General features: G+C 57.8%; 24 protein-coding genes. 12 read left to right on the forward strand and 12 right to left on the reverse strand.

The genetic code is table 11. The features are described from left to right. Positions 1-3: 3 nt before the first annotated feature. Both pgl and zwf read right to left on the reverse strand, forming a co-directional pair. Positions 4-675: a 6-phosphogluconolactonase gene (gene pgl / locus ACR0M9_RS02410; protein ID WP_480505019.1), complete on the reverse strand. Its 672-nt coding sequence runs from the start codon at positions 673-675 to the stop codon at positions 4-6. Further along, positions 672-2,126: a glucose-6-phosphate dehydrogenase gene (gene zwf / locus ACR0M9_RS02415; protein ID WP_480772762.1), complete on the reverse strand. Its 1,455-nt coding sequence runs from the start codon at positions 2,124-2,126 to the stop codon at positions 672-674. Before zwf ends, pgl begins: the two co-directional genes overlap by 4 nt. A gap of 163 nt (positions 2,127-2,289) precedes the next feature. Here zwf and ACR0M9_RS02420 point away from each other — a divergent pair, with 163 nt between their 5' ends. Beyond that, complete coding sequence (locus ACR0M9_RS02420; protein WP_480517191.1) at positions 2,290-3,243, forward strand: radical SAM protein; 954 nt, start codon at positions 2,290-2,292, stop codon at positions 3,241-3,243. 111 nt (positions 3,244-3,354) lie between these two features. On the opposite strand, the gene ACR0M9_RS02425 is transcribed toward ACR0M9_RS02420, so the two are convergent. Further along, a complete protein-coding gene (locus tag ACR0M9_RS02425) occupies positions 3,355-3,624 on the reverse strand; it encodes an usg protein (protein WP_267366492.1) in 270 nt (89 codons plus the stop codon). A gap of 192 nt (positions 3,625-3,816) precedes the next feature. Between ACR0M9_RS02425 and gyrA the strand changes: the two genes are divergently transcribed. After that, on the forward strand, positions 3,817-6,537 hold the full coding sequence (gyrA, locus tag ACR0M9_RS02430) for a DNA gyrase subunit A (protein ID WP_480772763.1): 2,721 nt from the start codon (positions 3,817-3,819) through the stop codon (positions 6,535-6,537). 42 nt (positions 6,538-6,579) lie between these two features. On the opposite strand, the gene yghX is transcribed toward gyrA, so the two are convergent. The 4 genes from yghX to ACR0M9_RS02450 all read right to left on the reverse strand — a co-directional run bounded on the left by yghX (position 6,580) and on the right by ACR0M9_RS02450 (position 10,962). Further along, a complete protein-coding gene (gene yghX / locus ACR0M9_RS02435; RefSeq protein WP_480772764.1) occupies positions 6,580-7,476 on the reverse strand; it encodes a YghX family hydrolase in 897 nt (298 codons plus the stop codon). A 63-nt stretch (positions 7,477-7,539) separates the two neighbouring features. Further along, positions 7,540-9,009, reverse strand: a complete 1,470-nt coding sequence (locus ACR0M9_RS02440; RefSeq protein ID WP_480772765.1) for a carboxypeptidase M32 — start codon at positions 9,007-9,009, stop codon at positions 7,540-7,542. A 4-nt stretch (positions 9,010-9,013) separates the two neighbouring features. Continuing rightward, positions 9,014-10,159, reverse strand: coding sequence for a heme A synthase (gene ctaA / locus ACR0M9_RS02445; protein ID WP_480480730.1), 1,146 nt, complete (start codon positions 10,157-10,159; stop codon positions 9,014-9,016). Between the two features lie 59 nt (positions 10,160-10,218). Further along, complete coding sequence (locus tag ACR0M9_RS02450) at positions 10,219-10,962, reverse strand: RNA methyltransferase (protein WP_480480728.1); 744 nt, start codon at positions 10,960-10,962, stop codon at positions 10,219-10,221. A 154-nt stretch (positions 10,963-11,116) separates the two neighbouring features. Here ACR0M9_RS02450 and ACR0M9_RS02455 point away from each other — a divergent pair, with 154 nt between their 5' ends. After that, entirely contained in the window at positions 11,117-11,737 is a 621-nt protein-coding gene (locus tag ACR0M9_RS02455; protein WP_480564552.1) for a thiamine phosphate synthase, read from the forward strand. On the opposite strand, the gene ACR0M9_RS02460 is transcribed toward ACR0M9_RS02455, so the two are convergent. Beyond that, entirely contained in the window at positions 11,734-12,876 is a 1,143-nt protein-coding gene (locus tag ACR0M9_RS02460) for a HupE/UreJ family protein (RefSeq protein WP_480772766.1), read from the reverse strand. The genes ACR0M9_RS02455 and ACR0M9_RS02460 overlap by 4 nt on opposite strands. 170 nt (positions 12,877-13,046) lie before the next feature. On the opposite strand from ACR0M9_RS02460, the gene ACR0M9_RS02465 reads away from it, so the two are divergent. From ACR0M9_RS02465 to ACR0M9_RS02475, 3 genes are all read left to right on the forward strand, one after another. Next, positions 13,047-13,940: a PfkB family carbohydrate kinase gene (locus ACR0M9_RS02465; protein WP_480772767.1), complete on the forward strand. Its 894-nt coding sequence runs from the start codon at positions 13,047-13,049 to the stop codon at positions 13,938-13,940. Beyond that, positions 13,937-14,848 (forward strand): pseudouridine-5'-phosphate glycosidase, encoded by a 912-nt coding sequence (locus tag ACR0M9_RS02470; protein WP_480528362.1) that lies wholly within the window; start codon positions 13,937-13,939, stop codon positions 14,846-14,848. The genes ACR0M9_RS02465 and ACR0M9_RS02470 overlap by 4 nt, the downstream gene beginning before the upstream one ends. Before the next feature lie 65 nt (positions 14,849-14,913). Next, positions 14,914-15,594 (forward strand): DUF502 domain-containing protein, encoded by a 681-nt coding sequence (locus ACR0M9_RS02475; protein WP_267365243.1) that lies wholly within the window; start codon positions 14,914-14,916, stop codon positions 15,592-15,594. Here ACR0M9_RS02475 and ACR0M9_RS02480 read toward each other — a convergent pair whose 3' ends face one another. The 3 genes from ACR0M9_RS02480 to ACR0M9_RS02490 all read right to left on the reverse strand — a co-directional run bounded on the left by ACR0M9_RS02480 (position 15,595) and on the right by ACR0M9_RS02490 (position 17,820). Beyond that, positions 15,595-16,620 (reverse strand): patatin-like phospholipase family protein, encoded by a 1,026-nt coding sequence (locus ACR0M9_RS02480; RefSeq protein ID WP_480772768.1) that lies wholly within the window; start codon positions 16,618-16,620, stop codon positions 15,595-15,597. Positions 16,621-16,684: 64 nt separating this feature from the next. Then, positions 16,685-17,458 carry a 3-hydroxybutyrate dehydrogenase gene (locus ACR0M9_RS02485; protein ID WP_209503782.1) on the reverse strand — a complete coding sequence of 258 codons (774 nt, stop codon included), beginning with the start codon at positions 17,456-17,458 and terminating at the stop codon, positions 16,685-16,687. A 137-nt stretch (positions 17,459-17,595) separates the two neighbouring features. Further along, on the reverse strand, positions 17,596-17,820 hold the full coding sequence (locus tag ACR0M9_RS02490; RefSeq protein WP_209599589.1) for a hypothetical protein: 225 nt from the start codon (positions 17,818-17,820) through the stop codon (positions 17,596-17,598). Here ACR0M9_RS02490 and ACR0M9_RS02495 point away from each other — a divergent pair. Continuing rightward, on the forward strand, positions 17,759-19,576 hold the full coding sequence (locus tag ACR0M9_RS02495; protein WP_480772769.1) for an extracellular solute-binding protein: 1,818 nt from the start codon (positions 17,759-17,761) through the stop codon (positions 19,574-19,576). The two genes, ACR0M9_RS02490 and ACR0M9_RS02495, sit on opposite strands and share 62 nt — an antisense overlap. Before the next feature lie 553 nt (positions 19,577-20,129). After that, a complete protein-coding gene (locus ACR0M9_RS02500; RefSeq protein ID WP_209503780.1) occupies positions 20,130-20,369 on the forward strand; it encodes a hypothetical protein in 240 nt (79 codons plus the stop codon). Here the strand turns inward: ACR0M9_RS02500 and ACR0M9_RS02505 are convergent. Next, complete coding sequence (locus ACR0M9_RS02505; RefSeq protein WP_209503779.1) at positions 20,358-20,981, reverse strand: helix-turn-helix domain-containing protein; 624 nt, start codon at positions 20,979-20,981, stop codon at positions 20,358-20,360. The genes ACR0M9_RS02500 and ACR0M9_RS02505 overlap by 12 nt on opposite strands. 65 nt (positions 20,982-21,046) lie before the next feature. Between ACR0M9_RS02505 and ACR0M9_RS02510 the strand changes: the two genes are divergently transcribed. The 4 genes from ACR0M9_RS02510 to ACR0M9_RS02525 all read left to right on the forward strand — a co-directional run bounded on the left by ACR0M9_RS02510 (position 21,047) and on the right by ACR0M9_RS02525 (position 26,221). Next, positions 21,047-22,564 carry a class I adenylate-forming enzyme family protein gene (locus ACR0M9_RS02510; RefSeq protein WP_480772770.1) on the forward strand — a complete coding sequence of 506 codons (1,518 nt, stop codon included), beginning with the start codon at positions 21,047-21,049 and terminating at the stop codon, positions 22,562-22,564. Beyond that, complete coding sequence (locus ACR0M9_RS02515) at positions 22,561-23,220, forward strand: DsbA family oxidoreductase (protein WP_480772771.1); 660 nt, start codon at positions 22,561-22,563, stop codon at positions 23,218-23,220. Before ACR0M9_RS02510 ends, ACR0M9_RS02515 begins: the two co-directional genes overlap by 4 nt. A gap of 76 nt (positions 23,221-23,296) precedes the next feature. Continuing rightward, positions 23,297-24,505, forward strand: a complete 1,209-nt coding sequence (locus tag ACR0M9_RS02520) for a multidrug effflux MFS transporter (RefSeq protein ID WP_480772772.1) — start codon at positions 23,297-23,299, stop codon at positions 24,503-24,505. Between the two features lie 57 nt (positions 24,506-24,562). Beyond that, complete coding sequence (locus ACR0M9_RS02525; RefSeq protein ID WP_480772773.1) at positions 24,563-26,221, forward strand: hypothetical protein; 1,659 nt, start codon at positions 24,563-24,565, stop codon at positions 26,219-26,221. Positions 26,222-26,338 lie beyond the last annotated feature (117 nt).

Raw genomic sequence — 26,338 nt, forward strand, 5'->3', positions numbered from 1 at the left:
GCCTTACTCCGCCCAGTGTACGGTCATGCCACCAAGAACTGCGGCGATCGGTGCCTCTTCCGGTGGTAGCGACATGGCTTTTTCAAGAACGGCGCGTTTTGCCTGTCCATAGATGATCAGGTGTTTCGACAGCGCCCCGTCCAGGACCGGAGCGGTCAGGGAAATTCGCGCCTCTGGCTGCGTTTCGGTCCGGGCGACGATCAACGTAGGTGCATCACTGCGCAATGCCTCGTCCAGCCCTTCCATTCCCGGAAACAATGAGGCCGTGTGCATGTCTTCGCCCATTCCAAGTACCAGCACCGACAATGGCAATACCGGCGCAATCAGCGACTCGATTTCGGGCAACGCTGCCTCAGGTTCTGAACCAGGGACATAAAGCGGAATATATTGCGCCACTGAAGCCCGGCTGGTCAGCAACCTTTCGCGGATCAAACGTTCGTTCGAGCGGTCATGATCTGCTGGCACACAGCGTTCATCCGTCGGCAACACACGCACACGATCCCATTCAAGATCAGCGGCACACAGGCTATCAAAAACAGGGCCCGGAGTTGTTCCCCCAGGAACGGCCATTGCAACGGTATCATGGTGCAGCAATGCGGCCTCTAGGTCGCCCGCCAGCACGTTGGCCACGTCGATGGCAAGCATTTCGCGATCAGCATATTCCTGAATTTTCATGGCTTTATCCCTTGCCAGTGACGTCCGTCACGTTTCATCAGAAGTTCGGCGTCGCCCGGCCCTGTGCTGCCGCTGTCATAAGGCTTTGGTACGTCCCCACGTGCCAACCATCCGGCGATAATCGGATCGGTCCAGGCCCAGGCGGCCTCAACCTCATCCCCGCGCATGAACAGGGTCTGGTTTCCGCGGATCACGTCCATCACCAGGCGTTCATACGCATCTGGCGGGTCCTGATTTTCGGGGCCCAGGGCTTCGGCAAAGCTCATGTCCAAGGGAACGTCGATCAGTCGCATCCCCCCCTGCCCGGGTTCCTTGATCGTCACCTTCAGCGTGATCCCCTCGTTCGGCTGCAACCGGATCGACAACGTATTTGCATGACGCCCCGCCTCTTCCCCGAATATCGAATGCGGCGCGTCCTTGAACATCACGTTGATCACCGACGAGCGCGCCACCAGACGCTTACCGGTGCGCAGGTAGAACGGTGTACCTGCCCAACGCCAATTGCTGATATGGGCCTTCAACGCCACATAGCTTTCGGTGGTTGATCGCGGATTGCCAACGCAGTCCCGGTATCCTGGCCCGTCTGGACCGGCCGCAAACTGCCCCCGCACGATGTGGTGCGGTTCAACCGGATCAAGCGCCCGGATCACTTTAAGCTTTTCATCCCGAACTGCGTCAGGATCAAACTTGGCCGGAGGTTCCATCGCAATCAGGCAGAGCAGCTGCATTAAGTGGTTCTGCACCATGTCCCGCATCGCACCCGCCCGCTCATAATAGTCTTCGCGCCCCGCGATACCAACAGTTTCCGCAACCGTTATCTGAATATGGTCGACATACTGGCTGTTCCACAGCGGTTCGAACAGCATATTGCCAAACCGGACCGCCATCAGATTCTGGACGGTTTCCTTGCCCAGATAATGGTCGATCCGGTAGATTTGATTTTCATCAAAATGCGCGGCCAGTGTTGCATTCAAGTCCCGTGCGCTTGCCAAATCATGTCCAAACGGCTTTTCGACCACGATACGGGTTTCTTCTGTCACCAGATCATACGCCCTAACCCGCTGGGCCAATGGCCCGAACAGGCTGGGACCGACCGAGAAATAGAAAGCGCGAACCCGGTCCGGCGAGAGCTTTTCGCCCAGTACATCCCAACCTTCCGACGTCAAGGCATCCAGCGATACATAGTCGACCCGTTGCAGGAACCGGGTCAGGGCTTGCGAATCCCGGGCGCGTTCCGAAGCGTGCCGTTGCAGCGACTCAGCAACCATCTTACGAAAGGCGTCCGCCGAATGACCGGCGCGCGCCGCTGCGATAATCCGGGCATCCTCGTGCCACTGACCCGCACAATACCGACGGAAAAGCGCAGGCAGGATCTTACGCTGCGCCAGATCACCGGTGCCGCCGAAAATGATCAGATCAAATGGATCAACAGGGATGACACGTGAAACCATGAGTTGTCCTTACCCTGACCCTTCCGGCATGTCCAATGTTAGCGCAACCAAAGCTCAATAAATCTTGTTGATCAAAACTCTGTCAGAACCCCTGCACCAGACTTACCAAATCCGCGACAAAGGGCTAGATCAGTCTGATGACTTCAACGAACCGGATGCGGGAATGAAAGACAACGCCCCTCAGCTTGCCAATATCGGCAAGTTTCAGCGTAAACTGGTAACGGCCGATGGCCAGACCCGCGCAAAGGTTTCCCTGACCAACCCTCAGACCCTGTGGTTCAACACCGGCACGCTGTGCAATATTGAATGCGTAAGCTGCTATATCGCCAGCAGCCCGACCAATGACGCACTGGTTTATATCACTGCAGACGAGGTTCGTGACTACCTGGATCAGATCGAAGCCCGCAATTGGCCTGTGCGTGAAATCGGTTTTACGGGCGGCGAGCCCTTTATGAACCCCGAGATGATCGATATGACCCGCGCCGCGCTGGAGCGTGGATACGAAGTTCTGATCCTGACCAACGCGATGGCCCCGATGATGCGCCGCAAGGTGCGCGACGGGCTACTGGCATTGCAAAGGACTTTCAATGACAAGCTGACCCTGCGTGTTTCCGTCGATCATTACCGCGCAGAACTGCACGACCTTGAACGCGGCAAGGGGAGCTTTGAAAAAACCCTGACGGGTATGAAGTGGCTGCGCGATCACGGCTTTAACATGGCTGTTGCCGGGCGCACCGTTTGGGGTGAGTCTGACACGGAAAGTCGCGCGGGTTATGCCGCATTCTTTACAGAGCACGGCTTTGACATTGACCCGCATAACCCGGCTCGGACCGTCCTGTTCCCGGAAATGGACGAAACTGTCGAAGTTCCCGAGATTACAACGGCTTGCTGGGGAATACTGAACAAATCACCCGATGCATTGATGTGCGCCAGCGCCCGCATGGTGGTGAAACGGAAAGGCGCTGACCGGCCTGCCGTGTTGGCCTGCACCCTGCTGCCCTACGAGTCGGAGTTCGAGATGGGGCATTCTCTGGCCGAATCCGAGGCTGACGTTCACCTGAACCACCCCCATTGTGCCAAATTCTGCGTGCTGGGCGGTGCCAGTTGCTCTGGCTGAACGATTCAGGAATTCCTGATTTCGCTTCGGACGGATCATCAGACACGCGCCGACCATTTCGCTTCAATGATTGAAGAGCATGCACCAACGGAACTCGTACCTGCCTCTCGCTCAGTTCACACGAAACTCGCCCACCATGTTGCGCCACTCACCCGGTGCGATCATTTTGCGATGGGTGAATTTGACCGAATGCAGCGGGCCTTCGATTTCGCGCTGCCAGAAGTCGATGAATTTGAACAGTTTCGGATGATCCGGCGCAAGGTCGTAATCCTGCCAGATGAACGTGTTCAAGACGTGGATATAGTCGGGCATATGATAGAAAAACTCAGCCGTTGTCAGCCCGTACCCCTTGAGCATCAATTCGGTTTCGCTTGGATTCATGCAGACCTCCTGTTTGATACAAGGCCTGTTCAAGATATCACGAAAACCTTCTAATACTTATATAACAATATGTTACTTGAGTATTACCGGGGAATTTCCCCGTAAAGGCGCTGCTTGCTTGCACCTTATGTGCCGGGTCTGATAAGATACACCCACAAGATATAGACCCAGAACAAGACACGGGCAGTTTACGTGAGCGATACGCCAGAAATTCCTGAAAACATGGATGAAACCCCGCCCGAGCGCCCAGTCTATGACGGCCCGACGGTTTCCATCGAATCCGAAATGCGCACGTCCTATCTGGACTATGCCATGTCGGTCATCGTCAGCCGCGCGATCCCTGATTTGCGCGACGGGCTGAAACCGGTTCACCGGCGTATCCTTTATGCAATGCACGAAACGGGGAATACCCACGATAAGGCGTACCGCAAATCGGCACGCCCGGTGGGCGACGTGATGGGTAAGTACCACCCGCATGGTGACAGTGCGATCTATGACGCGCTGGTGCGGATGGCGCAGGATTTCTCGATGTCGCTGCCGCTGCTGGATGGTCAGGGCAACTTTGGCTCGATGGACGGCGATAACCCGGCGGCTATGCGGTATACCGAAGTGCGGATGGACAAGCCCGCCGCTTCCCTGTTGGCTGATATCGAAAAAGAAACGGTCGATTTTCAGGACAACTATGACGGCAAGGACCGGGAGCCGACAGTTCTGCCGGCCCGTTTCCCGAACATGCTGGTCAATGGTGCCGGAGGAATCGCCGTGGGGATGGCGACAAACATTCCACCGCACAACCTTGGCGAAGTAGTCGATGCGACTCTGGCGCTGATCGACGATCCCGACCTTACATCAGAACAGTTGATCGAATACGTCCCCGGCCCCGACTTTCCAACCGGCGGTGTGATGCTTGGGCGCTCAGGTGCGCGTAAGGCCTATCTGGAGGGCCGCGGCAGCGTCATCATCCGCGCCAAGACCCGGGTGGAAGAAATTCGCAAGGACCGCTATGCCATCGTTGTCGACGAGATTCCCTATCAGGTGAACAAGGCCGCGATGATCGAAAAGATCGCCGAGGCGGTTCGCGAGAAGCGGATCGAAGGCGTGGCCCATGTACAGGACGAATCCGACCGCAACGGCGTGCGCGTTGTGGTCGAGCTCAAGCGCGATGCGACGCCCGAGGTGGTGCTGAACCAGCTCTACCGCTTTTCGCCGATGCAGACCTCCTTTGGCTGCAATATGCTGGCGCTGAATGGTGGCCGCCCCGAACAGCTGACCCTGCGCCGGTTCCTGACCTCGTTCATCGACTTCCGTGAAGATGTCGTTGCCCGCCGTACGGCCTATGACCTGCGCAAGGCGCGCGAACGCAGCCACATCCTGTGTGGTCTGGCTGTGGCCGTGTCCAATGTCGATGAAGTGGTCGCAACGATCCGGTCGTCGGCGGACGCCGCCGAGGCCCGCGAAAAACTGATGACCCGCCGTTGGCCTGCCTCAGAAATCGAAAGTTATCTGCGCCTGATCGATGATCCTCTGTCCAAGATGAATGACGATGGCACCTATAATCTGACCGAGGTTCAGGCCCGTGCCATTCTGGAGTTGCGCTTGCAACGCCTGACCCAACTGGGTGTCAAAGAGGTCACGGACGAGCTGGAAGAACTGGCGGCCAAGATCAAGGAATACCTTGATATTCTGTCCTCACGCGAACGGATCATGGGCATCATCGCTGATGAGCTGCGCAGCGTGCGTGAACAGTTCGCGGTCGACCGCCGCACTGAGATCGTCGACTGGTCCGGTGACATGGAAGACGAAGACCTGATCGAGCGTGAAGACATGGTCGTGACCGTCACTTCGGGCGGGTACATCAAACGCACACCGCTGGCAGATTTCCGCGCCCAGAAACGCGGTGGCAAGGGCCTGTCGGGGATGCAAACCAAGGAAGAGGATGTTGTGACCAACCTCTTCGTTGCGAACACCCATACACAGCTGCTGTTCTTCACGACGGACGGGATGGTCTACAAGCTCAAGACCTGGCGCTTGCCCCAATCCGGACGCACCGGCAAAGGTAAGGCCATCGTCAACATCCTTCCGATCCCAACTGGCGTTTCCATCGCCGCGATAATGCCCGTGGATGTACCGGACGAGGAATGGGAAAACCTCCAGATCGTCTTTGCCACCAGCGCAGGTGACGTGCGTCGTAACCGGTTGTCGGACTTCACCAATGTCCGGCGCAACGGCAAGATTGCCATGAAGCTGCCCGACGGCATTGAACTGGTGAATGCGCGCATCTGTTCGGAAGACGAAGACGTGATGCTGGTCACCAATTCCGGCCGCGCGATCCGCTTCCGGACAACTGACGTGCGTGTCTTCAACTCGCGCGAATCCACAGGTGTCCGGGGGATCAGGCTGACCAACGGTGACCGCGTCGTGTCGATGTCCGTGATCCGTCATTTCGAGGCGACACCCGAAGATCGTGTGGCCTATCTCAAGATGCGGCGTGCGGTCGCGGGGCTTACCGAAGAAGACGCTGGTGAAGACGAGGAAGCCGCAGCAAGCAGCGATTTCAGCCAGGAAAAATACGCCGAGATGTCGGCTGCCGAAAACCTTATCCTCACTATCACCGCTGGTGGTGCAGGCAAGTTGAGTTCAAGCCACGACTATCCTGTGCGCGGACGTGGCGGCATGGGTGTGGCGGCGATGGACAAGGCCATGCGCGGCGGGGACTTGGTTGCATCCTTCCCGGTCGAGATCGACGATCAGATCATGCTGGCCACATCGAAAGGCCAATCTATCCGGGTGCCGGTCGATGGTATCTCTTTCCGCTCAAGATCCGCAGGTGGCGTGAAGGTGTTCAATACCGGCAAGGGCGAAGAAGTCGTCAGCGTCGCGTGGATCGCAGATCAGGGCGACGAGGAAGAATGACAGTAACCCCGGGCACCGGTTCGACGATTCCCGGGGTTCAGTTCATGTCAGGTAGGCATTGAAAAAAGCGATGGTCCGGCTCCATGCCAGATTTGCCGCGGCTTCGTCATATCTGGGCGTCGTATCGTTGTGAAAGCCGTGATTGACGTCCGGATAGAAGTGCACGCTGAATTTCTTTTGATTGGCTTTCAGCGCCTCTGAATATGCAGGCCATCCAGCGTTGATACGCTCGTCCAGACCGGCATAGTGAATCATAAGAGGTGCTTCGATGGACGGAACATCTTCGGCTGGTGGTTGCCGACCGTAGAATGGCACCGAGGCAGCAAGGTCCGGATAGGCTACGGCCAACGCGTTGCAAACACCTCCGCCATAGCAGAAGCCGACAGCGCCAACTTTGCCGGTTGAAAGATCATGATCACGAAGGAACTCAAAGGCGGCGAAGAAATCCGCCATCAGTTTTTCCCGGTCCATCGAGCGCTGCATCTCGCGCCCTTCTTCATCAGTACCGGGATAGCCGCCAAGGGGGGACAACCCATCAGGTCCAAAAGCCAGGAAACCGGCCTTGGCCGCGCGGCGCACAACGTCCTCGATATAAGGGTTCAGACCCCGGTTCTCGTGCACGACCAGTACCGCTGGCAGTTTACCCGCGGCATTTGCCGGCATCGCCATCAGGCCGCTGGTTTCGCTATGCCCATCCGGGCTGCCATATGCGACCACCATGGTTTGGATCGCGGGATCGTCCGGGGCCACCTGTTGCGCCCAGGCGTAATTGGGTTGCAACTGGTCCAGAATCATTGCGCCTGTCATTCCGGCAGCCGTGTATTTACCGGCTTTTGAGATGAACTCACGCTTGGACATCGTGCCGTGCACATATCCGTCGAATATCTCGAGGATACGCGGATCAAAATCACTGGCTTTCTTGCGGGCTTTTCCGGTCATCGTTGCCTCCCAGGCGATGGTATCGGTGCACCGATTCTAACGCTTGGGAGGCAATTCGGAAACTCACAAATCGTAGAGCGCGCCGAACTTGGCCTCAAGATAGGTTAGCAATGGGTCCGGTCCGGGCTCGATGCCGCTTGCACGGGCTATCACCTCGCGCGGTGCATAAAGGCCGCCATGCTGCTGCACATGCTCACGCAACCAGCCGGTCGCGCCGGACGTGCAGCCGCGGGCCAGTTGCGCATCAAGATCGGGCTCTGAACCGCGCAAAGCCTGATAGAGGCACCCAGCATAGACATTGCCCAGCGAGTATGTCGGGAAGTAACCGAACAGCCCAACCGACCAATGCACATCCTGCAAACAACCGTTCGAGGGCTTGTCGACCGCATAACCGAAATCTGCCTTGAACCGATCATTCCAGGCGGCTTCCAGATCGCCGACCTGCAAGTCTTCGGCCATCAGCGCGCGTTCCAGATCAAACCGCAGCATGATGTGCAGATTGTATTGAACCTCATCCGCCTCGGTGCGGATATAGCCGTTATGCACGCGGTTGACCGTCGCATAAAACGCATCCGGATCGGCAATGCCGAAATCGCCGAACGCCTCTTTCATTTGTTCGAACAACCAACCGGTAAAGGCCCGCGACCGACCCAACTGGTTTTCGTAGATCCGGCTTTGACTTTCATGCACGCCCATCGACACTCCAGACCCGAGCGGTGTCAGCAGGTATTTCCTGTCGATCCCCTGTTCATAGGCGGCGTGGCCCACCTCGTGAATGGTGGAATAGAAACAATTGAACGGGTCTGTTTCGCTGGTTCGCGTGGTGATGCGGACGTCAAGACCACTGCCTGAACTGAACGGGTGAACCGCCTTGTCCACGCGGCCATTGTTCAAGTCATAGCCAAAGGCGACCGCCAGTTCTTGTGTCAGACGCATCTGGGTCTGCTCATCAAAACTGCGGTTCAGGGCAGCGGGCTCGGGCCGCTCCAGCACAGCGGCGCGCAGGGCCACCAGTCGTGGGCGCATCTGGTCGAAGATATCCGCAATCTGTGCGCTGGTCGTGTAAGGCTCGTAATCTTCGACCATGGCGTCGTATACGTCGCCCCCTTGCGCCAGCGCCTCGCCTTCCTGTCGTTTCAGCGATACGACCTCTTCCAGAACCGGAAGAAAGGCCGAGACATCTTCATCCGCGCGCGCCTGCGCCCACTTTCCCTGCGCAGCGGATGTCACACGGGCAATCGCCGTCGCCAGATCGGCAGGCACCTTCACCGCGCGATCATATGCGCGCCGGATTTCACGCATCTGCGCCTTGCCGACCTCATCCTGAGGCGCGGCCTGATCCAGCCATTCGGCAACACGAGGATCAGAACGACGTGCGTGCAGGACAGATTCGATAGCTGCCATTTCTTCGGCGCGCTGTGGCGCTGCGCCGCGCGGCATGACGGTTTCCTGGTCCCAGCCAAGCCGACCGGCGATCTGGCCCAAAGCCGAAGTTTCCCGCTGAAAGGTCATCAGTTCATTGAAAGCGGTCATAATTTCAAACTCCGCGCACAGATGTTGCGATTGGATAAGCCGTGAGGAACCGCGCGCGCAGGATCAGCGTCCAAACGATGACGGCCATAAACTGGTGGAAGATAGCGACCTGCCATGGCGCGCCGTAAACCACGGTCACGATGCCGACGACGACCTGTAACGAAAGCGCGGCGAAAGCAGCGTTGAAGGCAAAACGCGTCTGCGGATGCGCGCTGCCGCTGCCACGTCGCCAGACGACAACGGCGAAGATGAACAGCAGATACCCTGCACACCGGTGGATGAACTGTACCAGACCGGGGCTTTCAAAGAAGTTTCGCCACATCGGCTCCAACATAGTCGCATCCGGTGGAAGCAACTGCCCTCCCATCAGCGGCCAGTCGGTGTAAGACCGCCCGGCGTCGATCCCGGCGACAAGCGCGCCAATGAGTATTTGTAAAAAGGCGAAGTGCATCAGCCCTGTGGACAATGAAAACAGCCTGACCTCTTTGGCCCGGCGCGCCTGCATCAGGTCACGTTCTTCCCGGCCGAGTTCAAAGATGTACCAGGCCAGGACTCCCAGGATCACAAAAGCCAGCCCCAAATGCGTTGCCAGACGGTAACTTGCAACAGCCGTCATGCCTTCACCCTGGGTGACGCCCGAGGCCACCATCCACCAACCAACAGCGCCCTGCAGACCGCCAAGAAGACCCGGAACGATCAGCTTTCCCATCCACCCTGTCGGGATCTTGCGGGTGAGAAGAAAGGTCAGAAATCCAACGGCCCAGACCAAACCGATCATGCGGCCCAACTGACGATGGCCCCATTCCCACCAATAGATGGATTTGAAATCACCCAGTTCCATCCACTGGTTTTGGATGCGCCATTGGTCAATCTGCTTGTACTTGTCGAACTCTGCCTGCCAGTCCGCTTCGGTCATCGGCGGCAAAGCTCCGGTGATCGGGCGCCATTCGGTGATCGAGAGGCCGCTGTCAGTCAGGCGCGTCAAGCCGCCAACCGCGATCATCACAACGACCAGAGCAAACAGGATCATCAGCCAGACGCGGATCGCATTGCGCGCGCCGCCGCGCCCCCGGTCGATCATACCGGGTTGAACCGCCTGTTGTTTTTTGGTGTCCGTGACCTCTTCGAAGATGCTGCGCTTACCGCTCATGCTGTCCTCATGTCCTGATTTTGTCGCAAGCTAGGGCTTGGGTGAAGATAGGTCCAGCCTCAGCCTTTATCCTTCCAGCGGACCATCTGACGCATGATCCCGTGCAACATCTGCACATCGGCCCGTGTCATTCGCATCCGCGACCACAGGTTGCGCAGGTTAACCTTCATCCCTTCGGCCTTTTCGGGAGGGTAGAAGAACCCCGCCTCCTCCAGCCTATCCTCGTAATGCTCGACAAGTTTTTCGACCTCGATCCCAGTGGCCCAGTCACCTTTGCCCAGGTCGGTCGATTCATGCACCACATCCCCGGTCTGGCGCATCCACTCATAGGCGGTCAGCAATACGCATTGACCAAGGTTCAGCGAGGCATATTCCGGGTTCACCGGCACCGAGATGATCGCGTTGGCCTTGGCGATGTCTTCATTCTCTAGCCCCGCGCGTTCAGGGCCGAACAGAACGGTAACCTTCTCGCCTGCCGCGATCTTTCCGGCGGCAATCTTCATTGCGTGTTCTGGGCTGTAGACAGGTTTGGTCAAGCCCCGCTGACGGGCTGTCGTGGCGAAGACAAACGTGCTGTCGGCCAGCGACCCGGCCAAGTCGTCAAACAGCTGCGCCTCATCCAGCAAGCGCCCTGCGCCGCTGGACATTGCCACCGCTTTGGGGTTCGGCCAGCCGTCACGCGGGGCCACGATACGCATCCGGTCAAGCCCAAAGTTCCACATCGCCCGCGCAGCAGCACCGATGTTTTCACCCATTTGCGGGCGCACAAGCACGAAGGAAGGCTGGGGTTTGTCGCTGGGCATGGCTCACCTTAAGAAAACTTGGCCTGCTGTAATTGGCAGGCTCTTGCAGGGCAAGGCGCAGGGGCGTTATTTGCAGGCTCTGATCCATAAAAGTTTGCTTCCCAGCCGCAATCCGCTAAACCGCGCCAAAGACTGAAAGCCGAAGGACGCGCCCATGGACACCCCCGAGCAGCCGCAGATTTACCTGATCACGCCTCCGACCATCGAGTTGAGCACGTTCACGAACAAGCTGGCGACTGTGCTGGACGGGGTCGAGATTGCCTGTATCCGCCTCGCGTTGGCCGGAAGCGACGAAGATACCATCGCCCGTGCAGCGGACGCTTGTCGCGAAGTCGCCCATTCGCGCGACGTGGCCATCGTGATCTCGAACCATGTATTGCTGGCGCAGCGTTTGGGGCTGGACGGGGTGCACCTGGATGATGCTGCACGCTCGGTCCGCACCGCGCGCAAGGAACTGGGCGCCGATGCAATCGTCGGAAGCTTTTGCGGCGCGTCCAGCCATGATGGCATGACTGCTGGTGAAAACGGGGCGGATTATGTGGCTTTCGGTCCTGTCGGCTCGGCCAAACTGAGGGATGGGACCCGCGCCGAAAAGGACCTGTTCCAATGGTGGTCCGAGATGATCGAGGTTCCGGTTGTGGCCGAAGGTGGGTTGACGCCCGAATTGATCCGCGATCTGGCCCCCTGCACCGATTTCTTTGGCATCGGCGATGAGATCTGGGGCAGTGACGATCCGCTTGGCGCACTGAAAATGCTGCTGGCCGCGTTGCCTTAACCCTGCACCCAAGGCTCGACTATCCAGTAGACCCCGGCACCTGCAATCAGCATCGAGGCCAGAACCGATACCCGGCCTCGTATACGGTGTGAGCCGCCAGAAAACAAAAGCGCCAGAGCAAGCCCGGCAAGGGCCACGGCAAAAAGCGGCAGAATATTCCCGGCGCCAAAGCCCAAGATGGCCGGGGGCAGATGATCTGGCGGCACTCCGATCCCGATCAGGGCCGAGGCAAATACCAGACCTTGAAGACCGCCAATGGCGAGAACCGCCAACAAACGCCAGACCTGCAATCGCCGGGCAACCAGGTTCCACAGCGCCAGAACGATGGTCGAAGCCACCAGAACCGGGGCCTCGCTCACTTTTCCTGCATCCAATACGCCATGCAAACCCAGCCCAAGCCCGATCAGAGCGCCCGCTGACAGGAACACCAGTTGAGATACCACTGGGCGCAATTTCAAAGACAGAAACACTAGCGCCAAAACAAGAATGGATGCCTTAATTGGGTTTCGGAGAAACTGATCGACCCCTTTTGTGAAATATGTCTGCAATGTTTGTTGCGTTGTCAGAGACGCCCCGCCTTGCAAGGGGATCAGCGGGCTGGCTTCACCGGCAGCCAAATACCCGGTGTATGGGGCCGCGACATTTTGCTGTCGCAGAACGATGGGTCCGCTTTCTGACGGCCAGGTCAGACGCAGGTTTGACGCCTGATCGGGCAAAGGAGCAGTCAGCAACAGTTTGGAAACCCGCACTTTCTCCGTTTCTCCTACAACAGGAATACGCACACCTTCATAAGACAAACTCAATCGCTCTGGTGCCTCCACGATAAGATTATGTTTCCAGAGCTGAACGAACTCTCTGATCTGGGGTTCCAGCTCAGAGGAAACCAGCCGCCGCAAGGATTTGTAGTTTGGATCGTCGGAAAACGCAGCGGGCTGCGCGGGATTGTTCCCGGTTAATATGGCCTCGGCATTCCATTTCAACTCTAGAAACAAAGTGTCGGACTTGACCCAGAAATCAACGACGGTCGGCGGGGCGGATTGCGCTCTGCCGGATCCGGGATGCAAAGCTACAAGAACAAAAAAACTCAGGGCACAGGTTTTGAGGGTTCGAAAGATGGCGCGGAAAACAGGGCCATTCATACGAAAAGCTCCAACAGGAAAATCAAATCACCAATCATTGCTATCGATTGTTCCCGCGAAGGCCGCAGATCGCAAGCCCAAAGGGCATATCGGACCTGTGCACCGTAAATCTCTGATTGCGGTAACGTTCTGACTTGCATGGGCATCACCGCTGCGGCATGACGTCCTTTATGACTCAGAACAGTAATATCCTGTGTATCGGTTCGGTCCTGTGGGACGTGATCGGACGATCGGCCAGTGCCATGCGGCAAGGCTCGGACGTGCCTGGCCGGATTACCCGTCTGCCGGGTGGTGTTGCGATGAACATAGCCATGACGCTGGTGCGTTTTGGTATGACGCCAACCCTGCTGACCGCCATTGGCCGCGACCCCGAGGGCGACGAGCTGATTCATGCCTGTTCCCGCCTCGGTATGGTCACGGATCACATCTATCGCTCGCAGGACCTGCCGACCGACCGATATATGGCCGTCGAAGGTGCCAACGGGTTGATCGCGGCCATTGCCGACGCGCATTCGCTGGAAGCCGCTGGCGCTAAGATACTGCGTCCGCTGATGCACGGCCCGCTAGGCTATGAAAACACGCCCTTTGAGGGGCCCATTGCGCTTGACGGCAACCTGACCCTGAACCTGCTGGAAGAAATCGCCCAAAGCCCTGCATTTGCCCGTGCCGATCTGCGTGTTGCCCCGGCCTCGCCAGGTAAGGCCGAGCGCCTGTTGCCCTTCCTGAAACATGCCCGCGCCACGCTTTATGTGAACCTCGAAGAAGCAGGAATATTGTGCCAGCGTGAATTCACCGATTCTGAATCTGCCGCAAAGGGCCTTCTGGATCGTGGCGCACTGCGCGTGCTGGTCACCGATGGCGGCAGCTCGGCCACGATCGGCAGTTCGGACGAAATTCTGACCCAAACACCCCCCTCCGTTCTGGTCACCCGTGTGACCGGCGCCGGGGATACCTTCATGGCGGCTCATATCGCCTCAGAATCCGGCGGCGCATCGAGTGATGAGGCTCTGACCCGCGCTCTGCATGCCGCAGCAACCTACGTTTCCGGAGAAACCCCACTGTGATCGACATTCAATATTCAGCCGAGGTCCGCGCTGCCAAGGACGCGGGTCATCCCATCGTTGCGCTGGAAAGCACCATCATCACCCATGGCATGCCCTACCCGCAAAACGTCGAAGTTGCGGCGCAGGTCGAACAGGACATCCGCGATGCGGGGGCGGTTCCGGCGACCATGGCGGTGATTGAAGGCAAATTGCATGTGGGGCTCGAGCCTGGCCAGTTGCAATGGCTGGGTCAGGCGCAAGGCGTTGCCAAAATCTCGCGCGCAGATATGGCGGCCTGCATCTCGACCGGTGGTACCGGAGCCACAACCGTCGCCGCCACCATGATCGCCGCGCATTATGCCGGGATCGAGGTATTTGCCACCGGCGGCATCGGGGGTGTGCATCAGGGCGCTGAAACCACGTTCGACATCTCGGCTGATCTGCACGAACTTGGCCATACACCAGTCACCGTCGTCGCAGCCGGGGCCAAGGCCATCCTTGATCTGGCCAAAACTCTTGAAGTTCTGGAAACGCTGGGGGTGCCTGTCATCGCCCATGGCCAGGATGCGTTTCCTGCCTTCTGGTCTGCAAAATCACCCTATGCTGCCCCCCTGCGCATGGACACTCCTGAGGCTATCGCCAAGGCCCATGCAACGCGTCGCGCGTTGGGCCTGCCCGGCGGGCAGCTTGTGGCGAACCCGATCCCGATCGCGGATCAGATCCCTTCCGAAATACTGGCCCCCATCATCGCCGAGGCACAGGCTGATGCAGATGCGCATCGGATCACCGGAAAAGATGTGACGCCCTATCTGCTGCAACGTATCTTTGAAAAGACCGAAGGACGTTCGCTTACCGCCAACATTGCCCTCGTGCGCAACAATGCGCGCCTTGCTGCGGCGATTGCACGGGCACTGGCAGAACAGGGATAACGCAAGCCTATTGTGCCATGGCTACCGATTGACTACCTAAATCCCGATAACCACTCGGAACCAAGATGAATACACCGTTCGACGAAGAACCGCATCATCGCCGTCCTGGCATGCTGGCACGGCTGCGCGCATCTTTCCTGACCGGCCTCGTTGTCATTGCACCGGTCTGGCTGACGGTTTGGCTGATCTGGTCGGTAGTCGGCTGGATCGACAGTGCCGTTTTGCCACTGGTGCCTCATCAGTTCCAACCGGAACAATACGTTGGTATCAACCTGCGCGGTGTGGGCGTCGTGATCTTCCTGATCTTTACCGTGATTGTAGGGTGGATCGCCAAAGGCATTCTGGGCCGGTCCCTGATCCTGTTCGCCGAAAGCGTGGTAGATCGGATGCCGGTCGTCCGCTCGATCTATTCCGGGATCAAACAAATCTCGGAAACCGTATTTGCCCAAACCGAACGCTCTTTTGAAAAGGCTTGCCTGATCCAGTACCCCCGCCGCGGGATCTGGGCCATTGGGTTCGTCTCGACAACCGCCAGGGGCGAAATCAGCAAACGCGCAGAGACCGGAGGAGAGCTGCTAAGCGTCTTTGTTCCGACCACCCCCAACCCGACCTCGGGCTTTTTGCTGTTTTTCCCGGCGGAAGACGTAATTTTGCTGGACATGACAATTGAGGATGCCGCGAAACTGGTGATCTCGGCCGGGCTCGTTTATCCTAACGAAAAAGACCCTACGCAACCACCCGAGTGATTAACCGAACATGGTCGGCAGATCGACTGTACTGGTCTGGCCCAGATCACTCTTGTGCTTGGCCAGAAAACGATCCGCTGCCGCCCGCCCCGCCTGTTTCAGCTTGTGCAAAATAACCGGGTTGGGCACGGTTTTGGTGGCAACAGACAGGCTGCTCATCAACTCGTTATCCGCAATCATATGCACCAGAACGCGGCTCATGTCCCCGGCCTTCAGCTTGCCCTCTTTCAGAAGCCGCTGAACAAAGCTGATTGCCCGCAATTCGCGAAACAGGGAGGAATTGAAGCTGATCTCGTTGATCCGGTTCTGGATCTGCTGCGGTGTGACCGGTACCGCGTCGCGCTCCAACGGGTTGATATTCACGATCACTACGTCATCCGGCAGGTCATTGTTGAACAGCGGATAGAGCGCCGGATTACCAGTATAACCGCCATCCCAGTAGGCTTCGACCCGGTTAGTATTTGGATCAAATATCTCGACTGCCTTGAACAGGGTCGGCAGGCAAGCTGAAGCCAGAATGGCATCTGTCGAGACCTCCTCGCCAGTAAAGACGCGGATTTTCCCACTTCTCACGCAGGTGGCGCACACAAACAGGCGGGGTCCCGCATCGGCGCATACTTCCGCAAAATTGAACCTGTCCACCACCGGCTCCAGCGGATTGCTGTAGAATGGACCATAGGCATAAGGTGACACCATCCGCGACCAGGCATCACCGATTGAAAACGGCACCGAATATTCCATCGCCTGCGCGATTGCGGCCGGTTCCAACCCGCGAAACCAATTGGCTATACGCATGTCTCCAATCGCACCCATACGCCTCCAAAGCCCGTCCAGTTGCGCGCGCGCACCTTCACGTCCTGAATGAACCATCCCCGATTTGAACGCCGCACCGTTCAACGCACCGGCGGATGTTCCGGTGATCGCGGCAACCTCGATGTCTTCCTCATCCAGCAGTCGGTCAAGCACACCCCAGGTGAATGCCCCATGCGCACCGCCGCCCTGCAAAGCCAGATTGATCCGTATCACCGCCCTCACCCTTCATCTTTTCAGAAATACTCCGGGGGTTTGGGGGCAGCGCCCCCAAGGCCAATCACAAGGCGGTCCAGCCGCCATCGACAGAAATCGTGGTTCCCGTGATCTGCGCCGCCGCGTCCGAGCAAAGGAAAATGGTTGTTCCGCCCAGTTGCTCAACCGTGGCGAATTCCTTGGAAGGTTGCCGTTCCAGAAGCACGTTTTTCACAACCTCCTCGCGGCTCATATTATATTCTTTCATTGTGTTCGGGATCTGGGCCTCGACCAGAGGCGTCAGCACATAGCCCGGGCAAATAGCGTTGCAGGTGATCGGTTCTTGCGCGGTTTCCAGCGCAACGGTCTTGGTCATCCCCACCACTCCGTGCTTGGCGGCAACATAGGCTGCCTTGAACGGCGACGCCGTCAGGCCGTGGGCCGAGGCGATATTCACAATACGACCCCAACCCGCCTTTCGCATCATCGGCAGCGCGGCAGCGGTCGTGTGAAAGGCCGAGTTCATGTTGATCGCGATAATCGCATCCCATTTATCCACCGGGAACTGATCGATCGGGGATACATGTTGAATACCCGCGTTGTTCACGAGAATGTCGCAAGATCCGGCCTGCTCAATCAGCGCGCGGCACTCTTCACCTTTTGACATGTCCGCCTTGATGTAACGTGCTTTGGTTCCGGTCTCTTTGGCAATCTCAGCGGCCAGCGCGTGATCTTCGTCACGGTCCGTAAAGGAATTCAGGACGACATCCGCTCCAGCCTTCGCCAGCTCGCGCGCGACCCCCAGTCCGATGCCAGAATTAGACCCCGTGATGATTGCTGTTTTGCCGGAAAGGCTCATGACCGTTCTCCCTGAAGCGATGATTTGGTGCACAATGCCATGCTGCACCTGCAAAGAAAACGGGGAAACACACCGGTCCGAAATCCCAGCCTGACACTTCTCAAGCAGTCAAAAAAAACGCCCGCACGAAGCGGGCGTTAAGTTATTGAGGCAGGTTTCATACAGGCAAGAAACCTATCGAGCAGTGCATCCTTTATAAGCAATTCCACGCCTTCGTCCAAGCTAAAAGTTTGATAATATGAAAAATCATCACTACGGTGAATCCCAACAAAATAAGGCCAGAGCAGGATTGTTTCCAAAATGAGCCCGGATTTTCTCCGACCGTTTCGACCACTTGTGGCGGGAATCGCAAGCATTTTCATGATCTCTGTCGCCCATGCAGAATCGTCTCATGGCATAGCTATGTATGGGGACCCGGCCCTACCACCGGATTTTGTGTCCCTACCCTATGCCAACCCCGATGCCCCCAAAGGAGGCAAAGTCGTTTTCGGAAATACCGGCGGCTATAACAGCCTGAACCCGTTTTTGCAAAAAGGCACCTCGCCTTGGCAATTGCCATTTTGGACCCATGAAAGTCTGATGGGGCGATCCTGGGACGAACCTTTCACACTTTACGGGCTGTTAGCCGAATCAGTTGAGACGGCGCCGGACCGGTCGTGGGTTGAATTTACCCTGCGGGAAGAGGCCCGGTTTTCTGACGGCAGCCCGGTCACGATTGACGACGTGATTTGGTCATATGAGACGCTCGGCACTCAGGGGCATCTGCGCTATCGCGGTTTTTGGGACAAAGTCGACAGGATCGAACAGACCGGCCCGCGTTCGGTTCGGATTACTTTCAACGTGCCTGATCGCGAACTTGCCCTGCTCGCAGGGATGCGTCCGATCCTGCAAAAGGCGCAGTGGCAGGACAAGGATTTTGCCGACGCCGCCTTGCAAGATGTCCCAATCGGCACCGGCCCCTATGTGATCGATAGCTACGAGGCGGGGCGCTATGTGAACCTTCGTCGCAACCCCGAATATTGGGGGCAGGATATCCCGTTCCGCCGCGGCACCATGAATCTGGACGAAATGCGGATCGAGTTCTACGGCGACGGCAGCGTCCTGTTCGAAGCCTTCAAAGCCGGTGAACTATCAGCGGTGCGTGAGTTCAACGGCGACAAATGGGACACGCAATACAGCTTCCCCGCCGTTCAGCGCGGTGATGTCATCAAGACCGAGATACCGCATGGCAAACCGTCAGGCATGACCGGGTTCGTGATGAACACCCGCAAAGCCCCGTTTAACGACTGGCGCGTTCGCGAGGCCCTGACGCTGGCCTTCAATTTCGAATTCATCAACGACACGATCACTGGTGGGACGCAGCCAAGGATCACGTCCTACTTCTCGGGCTCAGACCTGGCCATGCAGCCCGGACCGGCCCAAGGGCAGGTAAAAGCCCTGCTGGAACCCTTTGCCTCGGATCTGATCCCCGGCACGCTGGAAGGGTATGAACTGCCGAAGGGCGACGGTTCAGCCCGCAACCGCGCAAACATCCGCAAAGCCACCAAACTGCTGACCGAATCGGGCTGGACCGTTCAGGACGGGGTTTTGCGCAACACGAATGGTGACCCGTTCAAAATGACGGTCTTGCTACAGCAGGGGGATAGCGAGATGGCGTCGGTGGTCGAGATTTATTCCCGCGCGCTGGAACGACTTGGCATTCAGATCACAGCGGAACAGGTCGACAACGCGCAGTATGTCGGGCGCACCGGAGAGCTGGATTTTGATGTTACGCCTTTCCGGCGTGCTCTTTCACTGTCTCCCGGCAACGAACAGCGTTTGTATTGGGGAAGCGAGAATGCGGACACACCCGGTACACGCAACCTGATGGGCGTGGCCTCGCCCGCTGTTGATGCGATGATTGACGCCATGCTTGCCTCGGAAACACCTGAAGATTTCACCGCGGCAACCCGCGCGCTTGACCGGGTTCTGACGGCCGGTCGTTATGTCATCCCGATCTGGAGTTTTGATGTCGGGCGGATTGCCCATATCCGCGAGCTCAAGTTCCCTGAGACTGTGCCAATCTATGGCGACGGACCGCAATACATGCCGGAAGTGTGGTGGTACGACGCCGGGTAATCACTTGAACATCAGGGCAGCCGGGCTTTGCACGACACCGGCTGTTCTCCGCACGGTGTTGGCGGACCCCTTGAAAAACGCGATTCCTTCGCGCTTCCAGCACGATTGGCCCCGGAAAACCACGCCTGTCGGCGGAATTCAGCACATGGCCGTCACACTAGGGATACGTTTCGCGACAGCAGGTCGCAGCATCAGATGCAGGCCATATCGGATGCCGGATGATCCCATGAGACGCACCTTCAGCCTGCTTCGGTCAACGTTAAAAGCTGCATTGAATCGCGGTATTTAGACATAGCCCAAAGATGGAGGTCGCCTTTACAACTCGCGCGCCGGGAATACCCGGTTCCGCACCAAACAGATCTCCTGATCCGCAGGTGCTTTAAACAGTTTCAAGCCTGCCGCCCTGTTGCGGCAGGTATTGCAGAGGCACAATCTTGTAAAAGGAATGCAGTGGCATGCTGCGACATTTTGTCATGTCTTCCCTAACGGCACCCATTACGTACCCTAAAGAGGGGGAGAGCAGTCCTAAACGCTACATAAGGAAAGCTCATACATGATGAACTGGACGGATCTGACACAAGACTGGAATGCGGCCTACGCACGTGCAAAGCGGCGTTTTCCGAATTTGCGTGACCAGGACATGATGCGCGTATCAAAAGATCGTAAAGGGTTCGAAGCCTATCTGGCAGAGCGTCACCAGTTAACCATGAACGAAGCTCATGAAGAGGTCGAAGATTTCCTGTTCACCGAAGGTCTGAACAGAGAATTCTGCCGCGCGTCGCTAAGCAAGTGATGTGACCCAAAGGATTGTCGCATCTTCGTCACTGACGGAGATTACGTTATGGCCCATGCTGCCATCGTAATAGGCGCTGTCACCCCTACGCATTTCGACCGGCTCATAGAACTCGGTATAGAGCCGGACAACACCAGTCAGAACATACATGAACTCTTCGCCATCGTGGCGCACCCAGCCGTCGAATTCGTCCATGGACCGTGCCCGAACCCGCGCGCGGTAGGGCAGCATGTGTTTCTTGGTCAGGGTTTCGGCCAGCAACTCATGCTCGTAGGTCGTTGTCGCGTGGGCCGCCCCTTCGCCCATCCGGGTAATCGCCATCCGTCCGATGACCTGGTCCCGCTGCGGCGGTGTGAAAAGCTGAGGCACCGAGATTTCCAAGCCAACCGCAAGCTTTTTGAGCGCGTCATAGGTAGGTGACATCTGCCCGTTCTCGATCTTGCTGAGCGTAGAACGGGCCAAACCGGCCTGACTGGCGGCCTGCTCCAGCGTCCATTTCCGCGCTTTTCGCAATTCGCGCACGCGCGCGCCAAGGTCCAGCGGTTCAACTTCGGTGTGATCACCGGAATCGCGGGCAATTCGGATCAGGGATTTGGGATCTTGGGTGCTCATGTCATTCTCTATAGGCTTGGCCAGCCGCGCTTGCAACGCGCCAGACACCGCGTTAGCCAATGGCCATGTTATCTGTCTTCGATCAGGGGGCGCCCGCGCCCTGCCCCGCACCGTTCAATCTGGCGGCGCATGTCCTTGGCCGTGCCGATCAGGTCCCTGACAAAGTGGCGTTGTCGGTACTAATGCCCCACGGCGCGCAGGACTGGACCTATCGCGACCTGCAATCTGCCGTGTTGGGCACAGGCGCGGGGTTGCTGCAATCAGGTCTGACACCCGGCGATACCGTTCTGATGCGGGTCGGCAATACGGTGGATTTCCCGATTGCCTATCTGGGCGCGATTTCAGTGGGTATCATTCCGGTGCCGACTTCGTCGCAACTGACGGAACCCGAAACCGCCAGAATGATCGACGATCTGTCCCCGGCTGCGGTTCTTCGTGATCCCGCTGTCTCATGCGCGCCTCATCCCAGACAGATCGAGTTGGATGCATTAAAGGCCATGCGCGACATTCCACCCGCCAGCTATGACCTGGGCGACCCCGAGCGCATGGCATATGTCGTCTACACCTCGGGAACCTCGGGCAGTCCGCGTGCCGTGGCCCACGCCCATCGGGCAATCTGGGCGCGGCAGATGATGGTCGATGGTTGGTATGGTCTGCGCGCGTCCGATCGGCTGTGTCACGCCGGAGCGTTCAACTGGACCTATACACTTGGCACCGGTCTGATGGACCCGTGGACCATCGGCGCAACCGCCTTGATCCCGGAACCGGGCACGGACATCTCCGCCCTGCCCGCTCTGCTCCGCCAGCATCGCGCAACGATCTTTGCGGCGGCACCGGGGGTCTTTCGAAAATTGGTGCAAGAGTATGAGCAAATCAACTTACCTGACCTGCGCCACGGTTTATGCGCGGGGGAAAAGCTGTCGCGCGCCCTGCACGAGAAATGGCTAAGCGCCACCGGTACGGAATTGTTCGAAGCCTATGGCATGTCTGAATGCTCGACCTTCATATCCTCCAGCCCGGCCCATCCCGCACGCGGCGACGCATTGGGGCACCCGCAACCGGGTCGTCGCGTGGCCATTCTGGGCCCGGACGGCCCGGTGCCGCAGGGGCAAGAAGGCACCATCGCCATTCATCGGTCTGACGCTGGATTGATGCTGACCTACCTCAATGCACCGGATGAAGTTGAAACCCGGATGCAAGGCGAATGGTTCCTGACCGGAGATCAAGGGGCAATGGCAGTGGACGGCCAGATCAGTTATCTGGGCCGGGACGACGACATGATGAATGCCGGAGGCTACCGCGTGTCCCCGGTCGAGGTCGAAGCCGCCCTGTCCCGTTTTCCCGGCATCACGCAGGTCGGCGCGGCCGCGGTCGAGGTCAAACCGGACACATTTGTGATAGCAGCCTTCTATACCGGCCCGGAAAAGCTGGACGATGCAGCCCTGCGCACCTATGTCGAGGCAAACTTGGCACGTTACAAACAACCGCGCGCCTTCATCCACCTGTCTGCGCTGCCCACCGGTGGCAATGGCAAACTCCTGCGCCGGGCGTTGCCGGCCTATTTCGAGGCACCAGCCACATGACCCAGACCGTCAAGCTCGACATCCTGTCCGATCCGATCTGCCCGTGGTGCTATATCGGCAAAACGCATCTGGACAAAGCATTGGCCAATGTGCCCGAGCACCCTTTTGTCATCGAATGGCATCCGTTTCAGTTGAACCCTGATATGCCGGACGCAGGTATGGATCGTCGCGAATATCTGGAACGCAAGTTCGGTGGCAAGGACGGTGCCGTACGTGCTTATGCGCCCGTGGTTGAACACGCTGAAAACGCCGGTCTGAAGATTGACTTCGAAGGTATGAAACGCACACCTAATACACTGGATGCACATCGCCTGATCCATTGGGCCGGGATCGAAGGCAAACAGAATGCTGTCGTCGATGCGCTGTTCGATGCCTACTTCGTTCAGGCCCGCGATATCGGCGACCCCGAGGTCCTGTCCGACATCGCAGACAGTGCCGGAATGGATGCTGCGGTGGTCATGAAGCTGCTGAAATCCGACGCTGACCGCGAGGATATTCGAAACCGCGATACCCACTCACGCGAAATGGGCGTCAGTTCGGTCCCGACCTACATTGTTGCCAATCAACATGCCGTTCCGGGTGCTCAACCGCCTGAAATGTGGGAGAAAGTGATCAGTGAGATTATATCTCAACTTGACACTTATCCTGCAGAATAGCACAGAGGTCTGTGCGAATTTCCAGTCTGGTCTAACCTGACCCGCCATGATAGCGCGAACAGGTTAGGAGTGCTTCATGGCCAACCGCATGTCGAAGGCGGAATTCATTGCGCTGATCGCAATGATGTTCGCCACTATCGCGTTTTCGATCGATTCAATGCTGCCCGCCCTGCCCGAAATCGGCGCGCAGCTCAGCCCTGATGACGTCAATCGCGCCCAACTGATCCTGACGTCCTTCGTTCTGGGAATGGGCATCGGTACATTCTTTACCGGCCCGCTATCGGATGCGCTGGGGCGTAAGCCGGTGATGTTTTGCGGAGCGCTTTTGTACATTGCGGCTTCGGCTGTTGCCTGGGCCAGTTCTTCGCTGGAACTGGTACTGATTGCGCGTGTTGTGCAGGGTCTGGGCGCTGCCGGGCCACGTGTCGTGGCGATGGCCATCACGCGTGACTTGTATTCGGGCCGGGAAATGGCACGCATCATCTCGATTGCCATGATGATCTTTACGTTGGTACCAGCAGCGGCTCCGATGCTGGGCGCTGGTGTTATCGCCCTCTTCGGCTGGCGCGGGATCTTCGTGTCCTTCATCCTGTTTGCTCTGATCGTCGTATTGTGGATGAGCACACGACTTCCCGAATCTCTGGCTGTCGAGGACCGCCGTCCCTTCCGTCTGCATCTGATGATTGCGGCTGTGAACGAAATGTTTGCGCATCCGACTGTGCGCTTGTCTATCTTCGTGCAAACCTTGTGCATGGGGACCTTGTTCACTATGCTGACTATGGTGCAACCGGTCTATGATGTGATCCATGATCGGGCCGACAGCTTTCCCTTCTGGTTCGGATTTGTCGCCCTGATGTCAGGTTCGGCCAGCCTTTTGAACGCGGCTTTGGTGGTGCGTGTCGGGATGCGCCGGATGGTGACTTTTGCCTTCGGCGCGCAGATTGCCATCACGTCTGTCGTCATCATCCTGAACATGGCGAACCTTTCACCCGATATGTCATTTGCCCTGTTTGTCTTTTGGCAGACGATGGTCTTTTTCATGGCTGGTGTAACCATCGGCAATCTGAATGCCATTGCCATGGAACCCATGGGCCACATCGCGGGCATGGCCGCGTCGGTTGTCGGGTCGATTTCAACCGTACTGGCCGCGGCAATCGCCGCCCCGATCGGGCTTCTGTTCAACGGGTCCATCGCGCCTTTGACAATTGGCATTCTGAGTATGTGCGTTCTGGCGTTTGGCCTGATGATCCACATGGGTCGCATCGAAGAACGGCTGCCAGCCTGACCTGTGAATCGCGGGTGAAACACGCTATCCTACCCAGAACTTACGGGAGGAACTGCGATGAACGACTATTACGATCTGGGCAGCTATTCCTGCCCAGTTTCCACTTCCAGTCCCGAAGCTCAGCTGTGGTTCGACCGAGGGCTGAACTGGACATACGGCTACAACCACGAAGAAGCGGTTGTCTGTTTCCAACGCGCGGCCGAGCATGATCCGAACTGCGCGATGGCCCATTGGGGTGTCGCGTATGCCGCCGGACCAAACTACAACCTCCCCTGGGACCTGCTGGATGAGAGAGGTCGGGAAGAAGCGTTGTCACGGGCTTACGACGCGATGCAGAAAGCTCTTAGCCTGCTCGCAGGATGCACTGCCGTCGAACAGGCCTTAATTCAGGCCTTGCCTGCGCGTTACCCGCAACGCGGTCCGGTTGAGGACATGCACCAATGGGACCACGGTTTTGCCGACGCGATGCGCGCGGCATTTGCGGCGCACCCGGACCACCTTGACTTGCGTACCATCTATGTCGAAGCAATGCTGAACCTGACACCGTGGAAAATGTGGGATCTGGAAACGGGTCAACCCGCCCAGGGCGCGGCAACGAAGGAAGCGCAAGATGCGCTTGAATGGGCCATGGCGAACGATCCGTCTGCGATGTCTCACCCGGGCCTGCTGCACCTCTATGTTCATCTGATGGAGATGTCTCCAACACCAGAAAAAGCCCTGAAAGCAGGGGATGTCCTGCGCACATTGGTTCCGGATGCAGGCCACTTGGTACATATGCCGACACATATTGATTTGCTCTGCGGACATTACCACAACGTTGTGCACTGGAACGAGAAAGCCTCGGAAGCCGACCAGAAGTATTACGAACGCGAAGGCGCGTTCAACATTTACACAGGCTATCGCCAGCACAATTATCACTTTGCCATCTACGGTGCGCTTTTTCTTGGACAGATCGAACCCGCCCTACGTGCAAATCAGGGATTGTGGGATACAACGCCCGAAGAATTGCTGCGCATCGAAAGCCCCCCGATGGCCGATTACTTCGAAAGCTACATGTCCATGGGCCCTCACATCCTGATCCGGTTTGGCCGCTGGGACGAGGCTAAGGCACTGAAACTGCCCTCAGATCCTGACCTGTTCCGTACTCTGACCGCCACAACGCACTACGCGCGCGCCATCGCTCATGCAGCAACCGGTGATATCGCCAATGCCGAGGCCGAAGAAAATCTGTTTCTTGCCGCCAAAGAATGCGTTCCGGAAACACGCAGGCTGCACAACAACCGTGTGATTGACCTACTGGAAATTGCGAGGGAAATGCTGCGCGGTGAGATCGAGTACCGCAAGGGCAACTTTGAAATCGCTTTTGCCCATCTGCGCCGCTCGGTCGAGTTGGACGATACCTTGCCCTATGACGAACCCTGGGGATGGATGCAGCCGACCCGCCACGCGCTTGGGGCGCTTCTTTTCGAACAAGGACGGCTGTCCGAAGCTGAAAACGTCTATCGTGAAGATCTGGGTTTGGGCGGCACGCTAAGTCGCGCCTCGATACATCCTGACAACGTATGGAGTTTGAAGGGCCTTTACGATTGCCTCAAGGCACGCAGCGAACAGGTCGAAGTCCTGCAGATCAAACAGCGGCTCGACCAGGCGTTGGCCCGCGCCGACCGAATGGTAGCTGCGTCCTGCTTCTGTGCGCAGGCGGCAATGCGTAGCTAAAATGTCTTGATCGTGCTGACACACGATGCCTCCGGCGGGGATATTTTTAGCCAGATGAAGCAGGGATCCGCTTCTTCATCTGGCCGTAAATATCCCGGGGGAGATGCGCGGAACGCG

The organism is Ruegeria sp. CH2 (assembly GCF_056537065.1).